Genomic DNA, 20394 nt, shown 5'->3' with positions numbered 1-20394 from the left:
TTAAAGTTAAGAGAACAGTGTCCGCTTAATGCCCATTTCCAGTCCGCGCAGCTCGGCCAACCCTTTAAGGCGGCCTATCACCGAATAGCCAGGATAGGTATTGTAATTAAAATCGTCAAGCAATTTATGACCATGATCTGGCCGCATAGGGATGGCAACATCGGCGCGGCCGGCTCCAGCGCGTTTTTGCTGTTCTAAAATTACGGCTTTCATCACGGCATACATATCAGTACTGCCATTTAAATGGTCGGCCTCGTAAAAACTCCCATCGGGCTCACGCTGCACATTACGAAGGTGCAAAAAATGAATATGCTGACCCAAACGCTCAACAATACCCGGCAAATCATTGGCAGGATTGGCACCTAACGAACCAGTACAAAAAGTTAAACCATTAGCCGGCGAGGGACAGGCATTAACCACATCAACCAAATCTTGCTCGGTAGATACTATACGTGGAAGGCCTAATATAGAAAACGGTGGATCATCCGGGTGAACGCACATTTTGATGCCCTGTTTTTCGGCATCGGGGATGATAGCCTGCAGAAAATAAGCCATATTTTGCTTAAGCACCGCAGCATCAATGTGCTCGTATTTTTTAAGGTGAACTTTAAACTCTTCGATGGTGAACACATCGTCTGTGCCTGGCAACCCAGCCATGATAATGTTGGTGAGCTGGGTTTTCTCATCATCACTCTGGCTGTCAAAGTAGGTTTTGGCAGCTTCCTGTTGCGATGCGGTAAACTCATGAACCGCTTCAGGGCGTTGTAATATATATAAGTCGAATGCGGCGAGTGCAGCAGCCTCATAACGCAAGGCCGACGCATTGTTTGACAGGCGGTAATCGAGGTTGGTACGGGTCCAGTCGAGCACCGGCATAAAGTTGTAACATACCACGCTTAGTCCGGCTGCCGATAGGTTTTTGAGCGTCTCAATATATTTTGCAATGTATCCGTCGCGCTCTGGCCCGGCAATGCGGATGCTCTCGTGAATGTTAACACTTTCTACTACAGACCATTGCAAACCGGCTTCTTCAATCATGGTTTTGCGCTTCTCTATTTCTTCGGGGCTCCACACCTCGCCTGCCGGGATGTGGTGAAGGGCAGTTACAATACCTGTTGCACCGGTTTGTGTAATCGATTGCAGGGTGACTGGGTCTTGCGGACCAAACCACCGGAATGTTTGTTCTAAATTGTTGATCATAAAAATGTATTGCTTGCACGCAGCGATGGTTTGCACCCTTAGCGTCGGTGAATATAGACAACTTGATAGCGCTTCGCCAAATGAGATTGGAATTTTTAGGAAGAGATATTATAGTGGCTCAAAAAGTTATAAATGTATCTGCGCGGTGTCACTTGTAATGTAATTATCTAAGATTTCTGTAAAGATAAAATCCTGCCAGCATTGTTATTTCGCTACTAATTGCCCATTACCGTATATATTAAGCATACCAGTTAAATGTCAATTGTACGACATGGAAACTGACTGTAATATAAATAAAATTAAAAGCCAACAATCCATAATGTATTACTGACTCTTTTAACAATGTGGGCATCAATTTGAATACAACAGTGAAAATATTGATAAGTATTGCTGGGGAATACGGCACTGATTGCGACTGCCATGACAAGCAGTAAAAACAGAAAGTCACTTATGGACAGCTAAGCGAACGATTCATTTAGCAGCAATATCAGTATGGACGAGCAAAAGCAGTTAGCGCCTAATTTTTAAGATAATTGAAGGGTCTTCGGACATTTTCAAACTTTAACGACGGTTATTTTTAATAAGAGAGTCAACCATCATTATGCTATCTAACCCGCCGCTGTTTACATCATAATGCCCTAGATAACTCTTTTTAAATATGCCTTTGATGGTAACATACCGGTTTTGAAAACCTTTGCCAATCAAATTTCTTGTCACTTCCTTGTTGATGGTTAACGACAAGCCGTTTTTTTCCATACCGTAGTTAAAATCGTCTTTGCTAAAATACAGTACATTACTTTCAAACTCCATATGCAAATAACCATCAACATATACTCGCCGATGATCAAACTGTTGGGGTTCGGCTATCAGTGATACCATGGACACTGGTCGATATACAGAATCGCGGCTCACCGAGAGTTGAGCAGGTGTAATGTTGTTTGATTGATGATTATGATTTCTGTGATGACAGCTCATCATGGCGTATATCGCCACAACTAATATTCCGCTTAAAATTAAGTTTTTCATTTGCCGGAGTCGAGTCTCTTCAACAGTTAAGCTTCAAAAGTCAACTTTAGATCAGGCTTTGACAAACTTATCTTATCAATTAACGATTGAGGCAAAGAATCATCGTAGGTGATTGCTGAAAGCTCTTTGAATTGCAAGATAGGATTTCCAAGGATATCTTCATTGTTGCATTTAACTTTATTGAAAGCCAGCTCGCGAACAGGAAATGCTCTGAAAAGCCAAAGATCATCAAATATGATTTGCTCAAACCTTAAGCTCTCCAGTTGTTTCAAAGCAAGCAACCAATCCGGAATGTGGAAAACGACCTCATCGCTTTCAGTACCTGCCTCAAAGGTTGACTGCACTACGAGTCGCTTTATCTTGTATAGGTCATCGCCAATAGCACTTATCAGATCATTCTGGTTAAAGTCGGCAACAACAAACAACATCCAAGGAACGCTGTTACGTGCTGCTAAAACACACTTTTTATTACAGTAAAGTATTTTAATTTCACCATCAAACCTTCCACGCTGTGTGTAAATGGTATTGTATGATAATCTGGATACCGGAATCTCAATATTCTTTGGCGTGTGCATGGCGTTAGGTTGAACGAACCTAAAGATGACATGAAATTACGGAAATGACCAATAGATTAGCCAGGAGAAGTTGAAGATGTAATGATTATTGGTATGCTGAGCAACACTGGCATTACCCTTTCAAACCCAGCACATCTTCGCGCACCTGATTGCGCCACTGCTTGCCGTAAGTAGCGTCAAGGTAACGGAAAATGGTTTTGTTATAGGCTTTTACCGAGTCGGCTTCCGGGGGTATGCAGCCATAATCATGATATTGTAGCCCGTACTGCTGTTCAAACTTTTCTTGCCCTTGTTGTATTACGGGCGCTACACCACCAATGAGTAACAACTTTACCTGCTTTTGCTGAATATCGTTAAGCGCCGTTTGCCGGCCCACGTTAAATAGGGACTGTGCTTTAGACGATGCATTTACGAAAAGGCAAAATAAAAACAGTAAAATCTTCATAAGTCATGGGTTTAAGGTGAAGCCGAATTGGTTAGAGTACGGCTTATACTGATGGTTTAACTGCGTGCCAATTAAATATTGCTGAAGTGGCCATTACACCAGCAACAACTACATCCGCCTTATACGAATGGAATGTTCACCAAGTTACAATAAAGAAAATATTAACGAATAGTCGTTTCTAAAGTATCAAAAACTTCTAAGTGGTGTTTAACCAAACTATCCAGTAGGTGCCGGGTGTCGGCGCTAATGTTAAGATAGCTTAATGGCGTACCAAACTTTTTATAAAGATGCCTGATGCGTGCAGTATCTACTTGATTGACACCTGCGTCGTAAGCCCGGCAAAGACATTGCGCCAGTTTACGGTTAGCCAGCTCGTAACCTTCGTCTAAACTATCAACGTCTATCCGGTAATTAAATTGAATACGACACGGCCCGGAGCTAAGCGTGTGCACCCTTTCCGTATTCCAGCAACCGATGCCATAAGCCAGGCCGCCGGTAAATAGCATGATGCCAACCAGCGTGGCAACTCCCCTCTCTACCGATTTAACAACCATTGTAAGTTGAATGCTATTTGATCATAACATCTTCCTACTTGATATTGTTAAACAATCTCTACAACTGTTAGTAGTAAAAACAAACACGGAATAAGTACATGATGTCATTACGATCACAATAGTAATCTTAATGACATTATGTTCTCTGGTTAAGTTACTGCACTGTATAACGTTTACTCACACTGACCGCACGACCAGTTTTGCTTACCCCCTGCACGCTTATGTTAATGGCTCCGGCAAAACCAGCATTTTTAAAGCTGACGTTTACAGGTACGCCTTTTTTGAGCATAATATTGGGTTGCCACTGCAAGGTGGCCTCGGTGCGCGGGCTTGCTTCATCACTAACGTTGCCGGTAGTTGGCATATAAAACTTTTTAGCCTGATAATAGCCCGGTAAAATAAATTCGTAGGCATCGCCTTCGTGATGAAAAGCGCTAGCATTAAGCGTAAGGTAAATGATAAATACAGGCTCACTGCCTATTTTAGTAATTCCTCCAACGTTGCCGCTCATGTTTACAAACGTACCCGAGGCGCCGCCTACCTGTTTAAGCGACGGCGACGCAAGCATGCGTTTAATTACCACCTTGTTAACCTCAGACATGCGCAGAGAATTGTATTTGCTGTAGATAGCGCTTTTAACCTCTTCTTCAGTGTCGTCGTTTAAAGGCTCCTCATAACCGTTCGCAATAATGCGCGGACGCCAGGGCTTACCCTCGGCCCAAAACGCCACGCCATCGTCGGCTGCCTTAGCTTGTTTAGAGTGATACAACAGCCACTGCACCAAATTCTGGTTTTTGTCAGCCGCTGTGGGCGTGAGTACCTCATCTTTGTAACCAAACGAGGTAACCGTTACATCCCTCAGTCTGATCGTATTATTTGCTTTTACCTTTACTTCATTTAGTTTAATAGTATCAGAGAGTTTTGCTCTCTTTACCACCGTTTCGGCAAATTTCTGGTTATTGCTGTTCATGGTAGGCGCGTTATTATACATTGTGCCGTTGGCAGATATTTCAGGCAAGTAACGCGCAGAATCGATATTGATATTACCTGCCACTTTACCTGTAACGTTGCGAGGGGTTAAGCCCACTTTATAATTGCCATATTGTATTACACTGTCTATTACAAAACGGCCATTTTGATCGGCAGTTGCAGCAAATAGCTTTTTACCGGCGGAGGCCTTAGGTGCATACAAGCCCACGGTATAACCGCCATCCGGTTTTTTGCCGCCTTTATCGGTAATGCTGCCCCGCACCTGCAAGCCTTGCTCGGGCAGGTACGAGAGGGCTATACGTTCGCTGGCGAGGCGTTGCCATAAATATTCGCGCCAGCCCTGGGTAAGTAATAACAAATCCAGCTGCTTGTAACGCTGATTATTGTTGCGGTCAAAATATCGCGCAGCACGTTCAATTTTACCCTTAATATCCGACTGCAACATGAGGTATGTCTGCAGGTTATTATCGGCATCTACAGCATTGGCATCTGTGGCGGCCATTGATACGTTAGCATCCTCGTCGGCTTGCAATTGCAGAGTAACATTTTCATTTGCAGCATAACGGCTTTTTCCGCCATTGATGTTTACCATACTAATGCTATCTCCCACGGGCTGTATATAAATCAAACGCTCGGCGTATGGCTTTTTTTGATGGTAAATGGTAAGCTGATTAATGCCGGCAGGCAATTGTGCGGTTGGTATACGCAGGGCCGATACCGGCCCTGCGGCATTGAGCGACTGCCTGAACATTACCTTACCGGCAAACCGGCCAACGATGAACGAACTGGTATCGGGCTGTAAACCGGCAAGCGTTGCCTCTACCTGCAACACGGAGTCATTTTTGGCCACCCTTAAGACAGCACCGCTTTTAAGCGCTGGCGGCATTTGAACCGTGGTTGGGCTAAGCCGGCTGCCCAAAACTTTTACGCGATAAGTTTGCCCGGCCAGGGGCAGTAACGTAAACAAACCCATGCCGGTACTATCACAGGTAAAGCGCCCAACCTCGTCGCCGGTACCATTAGTAACAACACCAGTGACAGGCAAACCCCAGCCCTGTCGGCTTTCTGTTTTTACCGCTACAATACCCACCACACCTTCTACCAGCGAACCACCCTCTGGATATAAGCCAACCTTGATAGCATTAGTATCTGTAGCGGCTATATTTGAGGATAACCCGGCGGCTCCGGCAGCTTTGGTTTGCAATGGGCTTTTAAGCGACCCTGGCTTGCCATCAACCACGTAAATGTTGGTACGATATATAAACTCGTCGGTAAAATTTTGCATCCAACGGGTATAGGCCCTCAGTTGGTAAGTACCAGCCGCAAGGGTAGCAGGCAATTCGAAGTCGCCGTTGCCAGCACCGTTAGTCAGGCGGATGATACGCCTGGTCAATAAGCTGTCATTGGGTTTAAGTAACTCTACGTATAGTGTTTTGCTGGTAGAAGTTAACTGGCCGGTTTGCGGGTTTATTAAATAAGCCTTGAACCAAATATTTTCGCCCGCGAGGTAAAAAGAGCGGTCGGTGTGCAGGTAGGTCTTCTCGAAAAACAGGGTGTAAGCGCCTTGCGCACGAGTGGTAGTATGCAGCAGCAGCAAGCCCAACACAAGCAATAAGTGGCCAAAACTTTTCATGATGCAGAATAGGCGGTGTTATTAGGTTAATTTGATGACAAGCAATCCACAAATTTACCGGCACATAAGCAAGTTGTCGTATGCTCAAAACAGGCTATGAATTTTATAAAAATGCCAGCAAGCTATAAGAGAATAAAACACCGGATGCAGGAAATAATTGGTAAGTGCTGAGCAAATATATTACTATTTGCGGCACAACCTATAACCATGCATAGTTATTCATCAAAGTCGGGATCCTTAACATCTTCAATCAGAGCCTCGTCTGTAATACTTAAAATCGTGTATTTATCATAGGCCATTACATCGAACACCTATGATTGCCCTGTATTGACCCAACGCTTGTAGATGAGAGCCCCGTTCATGTAAATATAAAGTTGGTTGTCTATCAAAAGTTTGTATGTAGCCATGTAATTAAAAATATCACCTATACTATTAGACCTAAACTAAATGACGTACGAACTTTATTATAGTCACCACTTTAATGTTACCATGAGTCAACCAACAAAAAATAGAATCAAACATGGCGTAGCGATCTTTGGGATTGATGAACTTGTAGGTAATAAAGAAGCTTGATCCAACTTTTCTTGAAGACCGTGATGCAGGTTCGCCCCAAGACATACATACCTGATCTGTCGTCATACCTTTTTTTACTTCAGAGTTGATGATGGCTGTCCATATCGCCTCGCTCATTTGTGCTGCAAACGTGGGTCAGTTTCAAAAAAATAACTATTAAAAGAGCATGACTCGGCTAAACTCTGCGTTAAATTTGTACCGCTTAAGCTGCAGGCAATGAAGCCACGGCGATGATCTTCAGTTTCAAGAGTAAACATTACAGGCTGATACTCCAAATAACCGGCCAATACTTCAACTACCTTTACCGGGCTTAACTTGGTTGCATGTATCTTCGAAAACTCGTCGGTATCAGGATTGTATAGATTTAAAAAATCTGTTTTAAGCCATAATGTTTTACCTAGATACATGCTGCGTGCACTATCAATTTCGGCAACCGGTGCAACCCCGGGAAGCATCGTGTAATTGACATCGCCCAAAAAGTTGATGTACATTTTTTTATTACGATCGTTTAAAAATACAGCGTAGTCATCCTCAAAGCCGGTTAAGGTAAGCAGTTTAAATACATAGTCTTGGTAATTAACGCTATTAAGCGGCCCCTTTTTGGTTCGCAGACTTGAGTAGCCAAACCGCTGCAGCATAATGGGCTTTGGCAGACAAATAAATTTTTGACCTATACATTGAGTTAAGGTTTTGAAATGCAGCGGGCCATAATTTTTCTCCCTGATTGGGGTTGCCGTTTGGTTAACATCAGCCATAGTTTGCGAAAAACACTGCCCCGAACAGGCCAGTAAAAGCAGGAGTATGTACTTTTTCATGATAAGGTTTGTTGCTTTTCTGGCTTCTAATATAAGTAAATGTTAGCAGCCACTACCAGTCCCAACAGATATCCATGCTTACTTCAGCTGTTTTAATTGGAACAAGTTACCCTCGGGATCTTCACCATCGCAAAACCAGTAGTCGTAACCGTCAAACGTTATGATTTTACGCATGACTGCATCGTAGCTGATTAAAACAGCCCTCATTTCGTTAATGTCTTGTTCTGTTTCAAACACTAATTTAACGTTGTTATGAGTCTGATCTACAGGTTGAAGCCTGATCTGATAATCCTGGCCCATCCGGTGCAGGCCAAGTTGCGCATGTCCGGCATCCAGCAATACCCATGCGTCCGCCTGCTCTTCGATCACCCTAAAACCGAAGGCACACATATAAAACAGTTTTAGCTTTTCAACATCACGAGCATATAAAATGATGCTGCTAAAGTTGGCGCGAATGTTCGAGGTGGTAGTCATTGCATAAGATTAAAATAATTTATCTGGTAAGCATATTTGCAGTAACTGACCATTTACCGGACATTAAAGCTGATGACAATTAAAAAGTTTAAGATGTACAATGCAAGTTACTCCCCCGCCACATAAAACCAGCCGTCGCCTAAATCTACCTTCTTATCAACCAAACTAAACAATTCACTAATGGCATCGTTCGGTTTTCCCTGTTGCACATAAACAAAACCCATCTGACCGTCGGGTATACCCGTAAAAGTGTAAAACATCGCTGCCCTAAGTCCAGGCTTGTTCAGCAAATATATCTTACCGTCCGACACTGAAAGTTTAGCATATTTATGCGGCAGTTCGTACAAATTATTTATTTTCTTCAATCGTCCGTTTACTGCCAATGCCACCGCATCATTATAGGCTGTTCGGTTTACAAATAAATCGATACGGTTACGAATGTAGTTAAGTGGTAAAATGATGATAAAAGCGGTTGTTGCAGCCGTTACCAATAAAGGCGCATAGGCTTGTGAGTACTTTTTATGTCTTTAAACCCAAAAGGACACATTGTTGACAAATAAGCAGGTAAAGCATAAAATCAAAGCTATCTCCGCAAACCCATACAATAGCCAGTAATTACTCCACAGCCAGTGACCATAAGTTATAGTTATGATTAATAACAGCGAAATACAGAGAGACCATTTGAAAGTCCGCGTGGTATAAACGATGTTCAAGGGATTACTTCAAATTAAAGGTGAACAGCAACTACAAATCCTCTGCATGGCTATGCATCACCCGGCGGCTGTAGTACTGCGTAAGCTGCGACGGCTTGCCGCTGCCCACAGTGGTTACCATTTTCATACCGGTATCGCCCAGCAACGTGTATTTGAACTTAAATTGTATTTTACCATCGGCATCTTTTAACACCAGACTACTTTCTTTCGCATTCAGTACATACTGGTTAGGCGAAGAGTAAAAATGATTCATGCCTAACTCAGTATACTGATTTAGGGGGCCAAAATAAATTTTTTGTTGATGACTAGGTAGTACACTGTCGTTCAGCATCTGGCGCTGCAATACCCACTCAATGGGCTGACCATTGAACCAGTTTCCTGTTAATAAATTGGTATCGCGGCGATATTCTATCAATGGTTTTATGGCAAAGTAACAAACCACACCGATTACTACGGCGTTAAGGGCTAACGCGAGCGGTATACGTTTGATGCTTCCGGTACGGTTAATAATTACCCTAAGCAATTGGACAATACGCTCACGCTCGTATAACAGCACCAGGCAATTAAGCACAAACAAAAAAATGGCCATTTGCTTTGTACCGTCCCACAGGTTGTAAGCGTAATTGATGAACAGCACGTTAAGCGTCATCGGCAGCATCAGGATGGCGCCTAACAAGGTAGTGCGCCTGAAGAGTAACAACAAAGCCGGCATAAACTCTAAGCAGCCTAACAGCACCGTAAACCAAGGCGAGTGGCCTAAAAATGCCCAGGTTAAATTGATACCTGATAACTCTTCGAGCGGACGCTTCCATACATCAGGGTCGGTTACAAACTGAGTACGCATTATTTTGGTGAGGCCGTACGGAATCATGATGATACCTAATATGTAACGGCAAATACCTAAGTATAAGATTCGTTGTTTGAGGATTTGAAGGAGGTTTTGCATAAGGTTGGTGGCCACAATGTTATTTGGCCTATGCAATATAAGCAACTCGGACAAAAGAGCAATTTATGGCCTAACTTTTAGCATACGGCAAGCGCCCCAAAGGCTCGTTGTTAAAATAGCTGTCGAGTCCAGCAACAGAGATGCTGCCCGCAACGTGCTGATCTACATAACCATCTTCGGCAATTAAATCAGCGTTCAGGCGGACGCTTGTCACCTCGCCGATAATAATAGTTGTCCCGTTCACTTTGAGCGGCAGCTCCTCATACAGCTTCAGTCCTATCTGTATAGATGATTCGGACACGAAAGGCGCGCTGATACCCTCCTGGTAAAATGGGGTAAGCTTGCAAGCCTCAAATTCCGACACTTCGGGCGGATAAGCAGAACTGGCTTGGTGAGCTTGCCGGTAAAAAGCAGGCAGGATGTTATTGAGCGTGTACTCGCCGGTACGGCGAATGTTAGCCAGCGAGGTGTTTTCAGCTCGGGCCGGACGAAACACTACGCCCAGCATTGCCGGGTTAGCCCCCACATGAAATACCGAGTTAACCACTGCCAGATTAGTCTGCCCACCCTCGTTTACCGTGCCCAGCAAATGCACCTGCTTGCAGCCCGTTACGCTGTTGATAAAGTTGGCGCGGTACCGCCGTTCCATCTGGGTAATCTCCTGGTGGGTAAACGTATTCATAGGGTTGCTATAATTTGTTGCTTTATGCTCTGCTGAACAATGAAGTGAAGACATTGTTATGCTTTAAGCATTTAATTACACAGTAATTGTCACCATCTTACTTGGCAGATTCAAGGACAGCGAAAACGGTAGTTTATCTGCGTTTGTAACTTTTAAGCTAAATGGTTCTTGCATAAACTTTTATGGTATCTAAACATCTTTATAACCTTACTAAGTATATATTCCTGCTTTTAATTTTCCCGGTGCTGCCTGGCTGCGCTGTTTACAAAACAACCGGCCACAATCCGTCGGGCGCTGACTTAAAAGCGATTAAGAAACTGGCTAATTATTCGGAAGGGAAATTTCAAAATATTGATAGTTCAGGCGTCGACTTTAGGAAAGCCAGCTGGACTAAATTACTCAAAACCATGAGGGACAGGCCCGCTAATGTCAAGCCTCCCCACCCCCTGCCGGTAGTGAAAACGGATTTGAATACCGTATACAGTAAACCTACCGTTATCTGGTTTGGCCATTCTACCTTTCTTATAAAAACCCCAGAGGCAAATATATTAGTCGACCCGGATTTTAGCGGTTATGCAGGTCCGACATCATGGTTTGTAAAAGCCTTTGATGGCAGCGAAGTATACAAGGTTGATGACTTGCCTCCTCTAGATATACTTCTTATTTCGCACGACCACTACGACCATCTGGATTATAAAACCGTTAAGCAATTGCAAGCTAAGGTAAAGCACGTGGTAGTGCCTATGGGCATCGGGTCGCATTTCAGATATTGGGGATATAAAACTGAGCAAATACATGAGCTTAACTGGCATCAATCCTACCAACTACCATCAGGATTAAATATTACGGTAACACCAAGCCGGCATGAGTCGGGTCGTTTGTTTGCAAAGCAAAAAACGCTCTGGGGCTCGTTTGTTATTAAAACGGATAATTATAAAATATTTTACAGCGGCGATAGTGCTTATGGCCGGCATTATAAGCAAATTGGACAACAATACGGACCATTTGATTTGGCGATAATGGAATGCGGCCAATACAACAAGCTTTGGCCACGTAACCACATGTTTCCGGAGCAGACGGCGCAGGCAGCGGCAGATTTAAGCGCCCGGATGATACTCCCTGTACATTGGGGTAAGTTTGCCGAATCCAACCATCCCTGGAATGAGTCGGTTAAGCGCTTACTACCAGCCGCTCAGGCGCTTTACATACCCGTGACTATCCCGCAATTAGGCCAGCCTTACACTTTAGATCATGCGCCGTTGCAGGCACGATGGTTTGATTAAATAAATCTATGTTGAACAATGATTTTTACTACCGCTTGCCTAAGCAATCTGTTAAGCAACTTGTATACGCTTTTCTTTTAAGAATAAAGTGATGACCATCGCTGCGGCTATCAGCGCTATCAAAAACAGTCCGGTTGCATTAAAATGGGCTGCATGATTAGCCGAGGTAGTAAGCGTTTTACCAAAGCGCGACGCAAATACAGGCCCTAATATTGACGTAACACCGAAAGTGATAAAGTTGATAGCACCTGTAGCGCTTCCCTTAACTTCATCAGGATTAACTTCTTTGATGATACTGTACGGAATCATAGCCGCGCCCGAGCCAACACCCATAAACAGCATACTTAAATGCGCCGGTAATAAAGCCGGCAGATAAAGCAATTGCAGCAAGCTGACAATCATCAAGGTACAGCCGCCTAAAATGACCATTTTGCGGCTGCCCAACAAGTCTGACAACCAGCCTAACAAAGGGCATCCTATCACCCACCCCATAGGCACCATAGCACTGATCATTGCAGCTTGAGAAAAATTGAAACCACGGTCGTGCTGAAAAAATAATACGCCCCAAATCATGATGAACACTGTGGTTGGAGCAAATAATAAACCTGATACCAAGCCGCATAGATAAGATTGAATATTGCTGAACACAATTTTATAAGGTTGTAACCAGTTGCCTTTTGCCGCAGCTGTATCAGCGCTCAACACCTGCTCTTGCGGCGTAATTAAAAAAAGCCAAACACATAACAGCAAGCTAATTACCCCTGCACCAAGCCAGTAGGCCTGCAGGATTAAACCGCCATGTATCATCGGACCCACAGCCCACTGTCCTGCCGTACCGCCCAGCATGCCTAAGCACTGCGTAAAACCAATTGCTGTTGCCAGCGAACGCGGCGAAAACCCCTTGGATGCCAGATAAACACATCCGGGAAAGGCAAATGCAGAGCCCGCGCCCTGCAGCATGCGCGCAACATTACCTGTAAATAAGTTTGATATGGCGAATAACAAGCATCCTAAAGCCAAAATAAAAATACCAACCGATACGGCGTACTTAGCACCAGCTTTATCTAAAGCTATACCTGCTATTAAGCTGGTAACAGAGTAGGTATAATAATAGGTGCCCACCATAGCACTCATGCCTACCGTAGTTATGCCGAAAAAACTGGCCATTTCGGGCATCATTACTGATGGCGACGAACGCACAGCATACTCCACAAAATAAAACAACAAACTTATTACCCACGCAATAATGTACACTTTGTGCTTTGAGTTTTTATCAGAATAACCGGAGGTTTGCAATGTCATAAATGCTTATTAAATTTAAAAAAAGAATCGACAAGGCCGACAGTATACTTAAAATAAGTTACAACATCTAATATATTTTAATCAGTGATGTGCAGGTGCAACCATTAGCCACACATAGTGTAGTAATAACTGTAGATCCAGGTTTAAGTTGAGCAAATTAAAAACACAGGCCGTACGTGAACTTTAAAAATAGTAATGGTATAAAACAAGTTTTTAACAATCCCGATTTTTACGCGTATAAGTTTTAGATTAGTGCAATACATTAGAACATATCTTATGAACTTACCTAAAACCAATCACGACACCTATCAGTACGGCATTCTGTTTTTTTTCATTCTGCTTTTTATGGTTACGGCTACCGGATTAATAATCATTTTTTTTGAGTAGTTAAACACCAACGATAAGTTTATTTCGAGTTGTAATTTTAACTGCTGATTTAAATTTACAGGACACTTCAGGACACCATTCCTATAAATGTTTTGTAGGTTAGCCAACAACCTACTTGTAAACTTTAAAATGAAAAAATATATCTCAGCAGCTTTACTGCTTTCGCTTGCAGTACAACTACAGGCCGCGCCAAAAGATAAGCAGTACAACATCGCCGAACATGGTGCTGTACCTGATGGCACTACGCTGAACACAAAAGCTATTCAAGCTACTATTGACGAATGCGCAAAAAAAGGTGGCGGCACAATAATCATCCCGAAGGGTATCTTTTTAAGCGGCGCACTTTACATCAAACCGAAAGTAAACATTGAGATGCAGGATGGCTCTGTGCTTAAAGGATCGACCAATATAGAAGATTACCCTAAGGCCACTACCCGTATTGAAGGTCATTTTGAACCCTGGCGGGCTGCCCTGCTTAATGCCGACAAGGCCGACCATCTGCGCATTACCGGTAAAGGAACGCTTGATGGCAATGGCAAACCATTCTGGATAGAATTTTACAGCCGGCGTACTGCAAACAAAAGCACCACTAACCTCAATGTAGAACGCCCTCGTTTGGCTTTTATTCAAAACTCTAAAGATGTAGAAATAAGTGGTATCACTTTTTTAAATTCGGGTTTTTGGAATCTGCACTTGTATCGCGATCAGCAGGTAAAGGTGAATGGCTGCCGCTTTGTTGCGCCCGGCGGCAAAGTACCTGATGATCATGCGCCGAGTTCGGATGGTATTGATGTAGATAGTTCGCAGGATGTAGAGATTGGGCACTGTTACTTCTCTACCGGTGATGATGACATCGCCCTGAAGGGCAGTAAAGGGCCGTTTGCCATGCAAGACCAAGACAGCCCACCCGTAGAGCGCATTTATATTCACGACTGTGTATTTGAATCGGGCGGCGGCATTATGACCTGCGGCAGCGAAGCCACCATTGTACGCAATGTTAAAGTTGAACGCTGTACCGCCCGTAACGTAAATGTATTAAGACTCAAACTTCGCCCTGATACCCCTCAGCAATATGAAAACATCAGTCTAACTGATATTACGATGGAAGGGACGGCAACTTTGTTTAATGTATCTCCATGGACTCAGTATTTTGATTTGAAAGGGCAGCAACCTCCCCACTCGGTAATACGCAATGTAACGCTTACTAATGTAAAAGGCACAGGCAAAACCCTGGGCCAAATTACCGGCACACCTGATACCGAGCTTGGTACCATCATCCTAAAAAATGCCGACGTTAAAGTAACAGATGCCAGCACCGAGAAATTGAAAGCGCTTAAAACGGAAAACGTTACTGTAAATGGTCAGGCAGTTATATTAAACAGCGGAAAGTAAATCAAGCATCAAGATGGCGGTTAGTAATTAATTAGCCGTCATTTCTTGTCTTAACAAAATCTGCTTTGGTTTTATGACCCCGAAATACCGCAGCCATATAGTTACGCTTAAAAATGTCCTGAACGTTGTTTACGTAGGCGTTATACTACTGCTGCTGTTTAACCCAACAAGCAAGGCTATCTTGATCAGGGCACTCATGAAGATTGGATTCTTCCAGCCGGACGTCACGGTGTCGGCAAAGTTATTTTCTAACGAACGTTTGCCTGATGCTACCTTTACAGATGCAACAGGAAAAACTTGCCGATTACCGGACCTGCGGGGTAAAGTGATCTTTATTAATTTTCGGGCTACCTGGTGCCCGCCGTGCATAGCAGAAATGCCGGGTATAAGCCAATTGTATAATCAATTCCAGAACAACCAAAACGTTGTATTTATTACCGTAGATGTTGACCGGCAACTCACAAAATCAAGCATATTTTTAAAGCAGCATAAGTGGTTATTGCCTTTATATCAGGTTAATAGTATCCTGCCAAAAGCATTGTCGGGTGGTAGCATTCCGCTTACCATTATCTTTGATCGCCAAGGCAAGCTGGTGTACCGACATGAGGGAGTTGCAGATTATACCAGCAAAGGTATGATAGAATTCATTCAAACGCTCAGTCGGTAAATTACATAAACGGTAATTTAAGCAATTATAAGTTTCATCACTTTTTTGTTTAAGTAAAAGTAGAGGATGCATTGTTTCTGTTACAGAATTACAAACATAAACATATCACTCCTGTTACAATGCAAATATCTAAATACTATGAAAAATCCATTCGAGAAAAAAGACAATTCCGCTGTCATTTTTACTGTTGCAATATCGGCTGTTGCGCTCGGCGCATTAGCGTACTTGTTTTTAACTGACCAAGGTCAGGAAACTCAGGAATCAGTAAAGCATCAGTTTAAAGATAAAGCCAAAGAATTATCATCAAATTATTTAAGCAATAAAACCGGTGTCTCTAAAAGCTTTTTCAAAAATTTAGCTGATAAAATTGTAAAGTAATTAATTACCTGCCTGCTTAGCCAGGTAAGTTTCATTTACAAAAATACCCTTTATGCAAAGCAATTCGATTCTTTTGCACAAAGGGTATTTTTTGTTGACATAAATTTAATTATTCATTTGATTTACAATTATATATCATTACGCCAACAATAAGTTTTCATTGAAAATACAACGACCAGGTGTTGCTTTTATTGAAACTATAATGGCATGTAAACCTTGTTTAAAAAAAACAGCCACTAATGAAAAATTATGTATTGATACTACTATTTACCTTAACTGCCCTGCTTGGAAAAGCACAGACTATGACAAGCCAGTCAGGCGATGCCATTATTGGTGTTTGGCAAACCGACGACCATAAGGCACGCATTAACATTAACCGGCAAGACAGCGTTTACTATGGTCGTTTAAGTAATGCTGAAGTAAGTATATGGCAAAAGGCCAAACTGAACCTCCCTACCGGGTTTTTAGGGATTAATATATTGCGGAATTTTAAATTTTCGGGTGATAACCGATGGGACGGTACCATCTACGATCCTAAAAGTAAAAACACCTACCAATGCTACCTTAAAATGAATGACGATGGCACCCTCAAAGTTAGAGGATATAAAGGGATATCTATCTTTGGTAAGTCGCAGGTTTGGACGCGGGTGAAATAGCCTTGTAGGTTTGTTTATTTATTTTATTAAATAAAAAGGTGCCTGTTTATATTTCAGGCACCTTTTTTAGTTAAGCTATTTTCAAAACATGCTTTAGCTCAGTGTCCATTCCGGTCGCTCGTAGTGGCATGTATAGCCGTATGGGTATTTCTGCAGGTAATCCTGATGATCTTCTTCGGCTACCCAAAAATCTCCGGCAGGCACTACTTCAGTAACTACTTTATTTGGCCATTTGCCAGATGCATCTACTTCAGCAATCAAAGCTTTAGCAATGTCGCGCTGTTCATCATTTAAGTAAAAGATAGCAGACCGGTAAGAAGTACCCCTATCGTTTCCCTGGCGGTTAACTGTACTCGGGTCGTGGATCTGGAAAAAATATTCAAGCAGTTTACGATAAGACAACTGCTCGGGATCAAAATCAATTTCTATACCTTCGGCATGGGTGCCATGGTTTCGGTAAGTAGCGTTAGGCACATCGCCGCCGGTATAGCCTACAACAGTATGTTTTACTCCCGGCAAATGCCTGAACAACTCTTCAACTCCCCAAAAACATCCGCCCGCCAAAATGGCTTTTTCAGTATTCATAAGATAGTTATTTGTAACTTAAATATACATCCACTAACGGAGAATAGCCTTAGTTGGTTTGATAACTGACTGGAATTTACGTTACCTTGACGTGATACTACAAGGCCTATTTGAAGTTGCACTTGCTTCGTCAATGCACTTAGCACCTGACGTGATTGGGGTTATCGAACACACCGGCATATGTCATATGGGAATAATCTTATTTTTTATCCGGAACGAATATTCCATATTGATATACATTTGCAGAACAATCGTTCCAAAATAGAAATTTATTACAGATAAAATCATGAAAAAGTTAGAAAACAAAGTAGCTATAGTAACAGGCGCATCAAAAGGCATTGGCGCAGGTATTGCCAAAAGCTTAGCAGCCGAGGGTGCCTCTGTAGTTGTTAATTATGCCTCATCGAGCCAGGATGCAGAAAGCGTGGTAGCCGAAATTGTAAATGCCGGCGGCCGTGCACTGGCAGTAAAAGGCGATGTTTCCAAAACTGCTGACATTGAAAACCTGTTTACCGAAACTGAAAAAGCATTTGGCAAAGCCGACATTGTTGTAAACAACGCAGGTGTTTATCAGATGGGTACTATCGAAACCGTTACAGAAGACGAGTTTCATCGCCAGTTCAACATCAATGTACTGGGTTTATTGCTCACCAGCCAGGCAGCAGTTAAGCATTTTGAAGGCAAAGGTGGCAGCATCGTAAACATCGGATCTGTAGTAACCCGCATCACGCCTCCGGGAAGCGCCATTTATACCGCGACCAAAGGTTCGGTTGATGTAATTACCGAAGTTTTGGCTAAAGAGTTAGGCCCCAAAAACATCAGGGTTAATTCCATTAATCCCGGCATGGTAGAAACTGAAGGCTCGCATACAGCAGGTTTCATCGGCAGCGATTTTCATCACCAAACGGTTGCTGCTACCCCTTTGGGCCGTATTGGTCAGCCTGATGATATAGCGCAAATTGCCGTGTTCCTGGCATCCGATGATTCTAAATGGTTAACCGGCGAAAAATTACTGGCCAGCGGTGGCGTACGTTAAGTTATAAGTGCGTATATAACAATAGCATAAAAACCCTGTTAATAATAAATAGCTTTGCCCCTAAATAGGGTAAAGCTATTTAACTATGGCACGAACAAAAGATTTTGACGAGAAAGATGTACTATCGAAGGCAGTGCGCCTGTTTTGGCATAAGGGTTATAATGCCACATCTATGCAAGACCTGGTAGACCATTTGGGCATCAGCCGTTCGAGCTTATATGACACTTATGGCGATAAACATTCTTTGTATTTGAAAGCGCTGGATGCCTACCAACAGACTGGCATCCAACGGATTGAAAGTGTTATAAACGGTGCCCCTACTGCTAAGCAAGCCATCATTGAACTCATTGAACTGTTTACCAGTGAGATTTTGAGCGATGAACAGCAAAAAGGCTGCTTTATGGTAAATGCAGAAATTGAAACTGCCCCTCACAATACGGATGTTAACGAGCTCATCACAAAAAACGAGCAAACCATGGAAGATGCCTTTTATAAAGTAGTGGCTCAGGGGCAGCAAAACGGAGATATCACCTCAAAAACCGATGCCCGCGCCCTTGCCCGTTTCCTGATGAATACCGTTAAAGGTATACGTGTATCTGTTCGCTCCGTTAAAAACCAGGCCTTTTTTGATGATATTATTAACACCTCATTGCAAGTGCTTAATTAATTTTTTCTTCAGGCTGAATAATACTATCCAGATTTTAATTACTCAGCTTTTTGTAACACGTGAAAGTAAACTGGAATACGTTTTTCAAAGCTCAAGCTTTCATAAACCTGAATGGCCCGGTAGTTATCATGACGAACATGCAGATACGGAATGCCAGAGGCTGCCAAAACACGATTAACCTGATAACTCAGCAGCTGCTTTGCATAACCTTTGCCTAAATGGTCGGGATGCGTACAAACAGCACTGATTTCGGCATAAGGTACAGCGTGCAGCCGTTGCCCAGCCATGGCTACTAATTGTTCGCCTTCAAAAATACCAGTGTAGTGGCCAAACGCAATAGTTTTACTGCCAAACGGCCCCGGGTTGGTAAGTTTGGTAAGCGCCAGCATTTGCGGTATATGGGCATCGGTTAGAGGCAAAATCTCCGCCTTATCAGCGTTTAACGGCAAAATTTCTGTAGACTGATATATCATTTGAAATCCATCCATTCCGCTTAATAACGTCCATGGTTTGGAGATGCTGATTTGCATTGGTAATGCCAGCAGTTTGACACTCCCTGTTGGTAATGCATAATATAATGCTAGTAAATTATTTTCGTTTGCCTCTCGTAATCCAACAAAAGGTGATACCTCCGCGTCAAAATATCCGTAAAGTTCATTGCCACGCGCCAAGCTCTTATTGCCACTTTGCAAGGCGTGCCAAGCCGGGTTATCCAACGGATGTTTCATGGTAGGCAAACCTATCAAATTTTATTTAAGGATTGCCCTATAAGTTAATAACAGGCGCATCGCATTGGATGTTCTATCTCTGAGGTACATGGCCCTTAAAATTTAATATGCTGGTATGTTACCTGTTTTGATGTCGCCGGTTTTGTTGAGTGTATATTCCTTTTTTATGCCTTTATTGTCAATTTGCAAAGTCATCATCTTTAAGTGGTTGGTGAGTTTGGCTGTGAACGTAATCTTTTCATCATCCGTAACAACGCGCTTCCTATTCCCTTGCTGTTCAGGTTGGTTCGTATCCGCAAAGCTGGGTTTGCCGGTAAAGTTTATTTGGCCCTGTGCTACAAAAATGTCTGAACGAGGGATGGAAGTTGACACCACCTTATACTGAGCCGACCAGCCATGATCTCTAGTGTATAATCTAAGCAGACCAGAAGGGAAAAATTTAATTTGTTCAATGTTAGCGTTTTTGATCATGTTGGTCCACTCACCTACTAAGGGAATTTTAACATCATCGGCGCTGACTTGATTGTTTGCTCCAAACAGCAACGCAGCCACACATAAAGATTTAACAAAATTTTTCATAAGTACTCGCTTATCTATTTTTAGGTAATATCGTCCTCTTAAGGTTTTGAAAAACAATTTGTTCCGGAACAGGCAATTTACACATCGTTACCCAAGTTAGTCAAATGA

Annotated in this window: 22 protein-coding genes; 7 read left to right on the top strand and 15 right to left on the bottom strand. The window is 42.8% G+C overall.

All coding sequences use genetic code 11. The features are described 5' to 3' along the window. Positions 1-6: 6 nt before the first annotated feature. From uxuA to AAGR14_RS10440, 11 genes are all read right to left on the bottom strand, one after another. Entirely contained in the window at positions 7-1200 is a 1194-nt protein-coding gene (gene uxuA, locus AAGR14_RS10490; protein WP_342648546.1) for a mannonate dehydratase, read from the bottom strand. Between the two features lie 561 nt (positions 1201-1761). Further along, positions 1762-2226: a hypothetical protein gene (locus AAGR14_RS10485; protein ID WP_342648545.1), complete on the bottom strand. Its 465-nt coding sequence runs from the start codon at positions 2224-2226 to the stop codon at positions 1762-1764. 26 nt (positions 2227-2252) lie between these two features. After that, complete coding sequence (locus AAGR14_RS10480; protein WP_342648544.1) at positions 2253-2801, bottom strand: hypothetical protein; 549 nt, start codon at positions 2799-2801, stop codon at positions 2253-2255. 112 nt (positions 2802-2913) lie between these two features. Further along, positions 2914-3246, bottom strand: coding sequence for a hypothetical protein (locus AAGR14_RS10475; RefSeq protein WP_342648543.1), 333 nt, complete (start codon positions 3244-3246; stop codon positions 2914-2916). Positions 3247-3407: 161 nt separating this feature from the next. Then, positions 3408-3800 (bottom strand): hypothetical protein, encoded by a 393-nt coding sequence (locus AAGR14_RS10470; RefSeq protein ID WP_342648542.1) that lies wholly within the window; start codon positions 3798-3800, stop codon positions 3408-3410. A 154-nt stretch (positions 3801-3954) separates the two neighbouring features. Further along, positions 3955-6423 carry an MG2 domain-containing protein gene (locus AAGR14_RS10465; protein ID WP_342648541.1) on the bottom strand — a complete coding sequence of 823 codons (2469 nt, stop codon included), beginning with the start codon at positions 6421-6423 and terminating at the stop codon, positions 3955-3957. 686 nt (positions 6424-7109) lie between these two features. Next, positions 7110-7811 (bottom strand): hypothetical protein, encoded by a 702-nt coding sequence (locus AAGR14_RS10460; RefSeq protein WP_342648540.1) that lies wholly within the window; start codon positions 7809-7811, stop codon positions 7110-7112. A 78-nt stretch (positions 7812-7889) separates the two neighbouring features. Next, on the bottom strand, positions 7890-8285 hold the full coding sequence (locus tag AAGR14_RS10455; protein WP_342648539.1) for a hypothetical protein: 396 nt from the start codon (positions 8283-8285) through the stop codon (positions 7890-7892). A gap of 107 nt (positions 8286-8392) precedes the next feature. Continuing rightward, complete coding sequence (locus tag AAGR14_RS10450) at positions 8393-8776, bottom strand: hypothetical protein (RefSeq protein WP_342648538.1); 384 nt, start codon at positions 8774-8776, stop codon at positions 8393-8395. A gap of 253 nt (positions 8777-9029) precedes the next feature. Next, positions 9030-9944, bottom strand: coding sequence for a hypothetical protein (locus AAGR14_RS10445; protein ID WP_342648537.1), 915 nt, complete (start codon positions 9942-9944; stop codon positions 9030-9032). A 70-nt stretch (positions 9945-10014) separates the two neighbouring features. Beyond that, positions 10015-10626 carry a flavin reductase gene (locus tag AAGR14_RS10440; RefSeq protein ID WP_342648536.1) on the bottom strand — a complete coding sequence of 204 codons (612 nt, stop codon included), beginning with the start codon at positions 10624-10626 and terminating at the stop codon, positions 10015-10017. A 182-nt stretch (positions 10627-10808) separates the two neighbouring features. Between AAGR14_RS10440 and AAGR14_RS10435 the strand changes: the two genes are divergently transcribed. Beyond that, positions 10809-11909, top strand: a complete 1101-nt coding sequence (locus AAGR14_RS10435) for an MBL fold metallo-hydrolase (RefSeq protein ID WP_342648535.1) — start codon at positions 10809-10811, stop codon at positions 11907-11909. 51 nt (positions 11910-11960) lie between these two features. Here AAGR14_RS10435 and AAGR14_RS10430 read toward each other — a convergent pair whose 3' ends face one another. Next, complete coding sequence (locus AAGR14_RS10430) at positions 11961-13211, bottom strand: MFS transporter (RefSeq protein WP_342648534.1); 1251 nt, start codon at positions 13209-13211, stop codon at positions 11961-11963. Positions 13212-13727: 516 nt separating this feature from the next. On the opposite strand from AAGR14_RS10430, the gene AAGR14_RS10425 reads away from it, so the two are divergent. The 4 genes from AAGR14_RS10425 to AAGR14_RS10410 all read left to right on the top strand — a co-directional run bounded on the left by AAGR14_RS10425 (position 13728) and on the right by AAGR14_RS10410 (position 16691). Continuing rightward, entirely contained in the window at positions 13728-14990 is a 1263-nt protein-coding gene (locus AAGR14_RS10425) for a glycosyl hydrolase family 28 protein (RefSeq protein WP_342648533.1), read from the top strand. Between the two features lie 73 nt (positions 14991-15063). Then, the gene (locus AAGR14_RS10420) at positions 15064-15657 is read left to right on the top strand and encodes a TlpA disulfide reductase family protein (protein ID WP_342648532.1); all 594 of its coding nucleotides are present in this window, start codon (positions 15064-15066) and stop codon (positions 15655-15657) included. 138 nt (positions 15658-15795) lie between these two features. Next, positions 15796-16035, top strand: coding sequence for a hypothetical protein (locus AAGR14_RS10415; RefSeq protein ID WP_342648531.1), 240 nt, complete (start codon positions 15796-15798; stop codon positions 16033-16035). Positions 16036-16274: 239 nt separating this feature from the next. Then, a complete protein-coding gene (locus AAGR14_RS10410; protein WP_342648530.1) occupies positions 16275-16691 on the top strand; it encodes a DUF2147 domain-containing protein in 417 nt (138 codons plus the stop codon). A 93-nt stretch (positions 16692-16784) separates the two neighbouring features. Here AAGR14_RS10410 and msrA read toward each other — a convergent pair whose 3' ends face one another. After that, positions 16785-17276: a peptide-methionine (S)-S-oxide reductase MsrA gene (gene msrA / locus AAGR14_RS10405; protein ID WP_342648529.1), complete on the bottom strand. Its 492-nt coding sequence runs from the start codon at positions 17274-17276 to the stop codon at positions 16785-16787. A 286-nt stretch (positions 17277-17562) separates the two neighbouring features. Between msrA and AAGR14_RS10400 the strand changes: the two genes are divergently transcribed. After that, complete coding sequence (locus AAGR14_RS10400; RefSeq protein ID WP_342648528.1) at positions 17563-18312, top strand: glucose 1-dehydrogenase; 750 nt, start codon at positions 17563-17565, stop codon at positions 18310-18312. A gap of 85 nt (positions 18313-18397) precedes the next feature. Continuing rightward, entirely contained in the window at positions 18398-18979 is a 582-nt protein-coding gene (locus AAGR14_RS10395; protein WP_342648527.1) for a TetR/AcrR family transcriptional regulator, read from the top strand. 38 nt (positions 18980-19017) lie between these two features. On the opposite strand, the gene AAGR14_RS10390 is transcribed toward AAGR14_RS10395, so the two are convergent. Further along, positions 19018-19707 carry a GNAT family N-acetyltransferase gene (locus AAGR14_RS10390; RefSeq protein ID WP_342648526.1) on the bottom strand — a complete coding sequence of 230 codons (690 nt, stop codon included), beginning with the start codon at positions 19705-19707 and terminating at the stop codon, positions 19018-19020. Between the two features lie 102 nt (positions 19708-19809). After that, positions 19810-20286 carry a hypothetical protein gene (locus AAGR14_RS10385; RefSeq protein WP_342648525.1) on the bottom strand — a complete coding sequence of 159 codons (477 nt, stop codon included), beginning with the start codon at positions 20284-20286 and terminating at the stop codon, positions 19810-19812. Positions 20287-20394 lie beyond the last annotated feature (108 nt).

The sequence above is a fragment of the Mucilaginibacter sp. CSA2-8R genome (assembly GCF_038806765.1).
GTDB lineage: Bacteria > Bacteroidota > Bacteroidia > Sphingobacteriales > Sphingobacteriaceae > Mucilaginibacter.
Note: the sequence above shows the minus strand (reverse complement) of the source record. Positions and strands in the feature narration are given on the sequence as shown.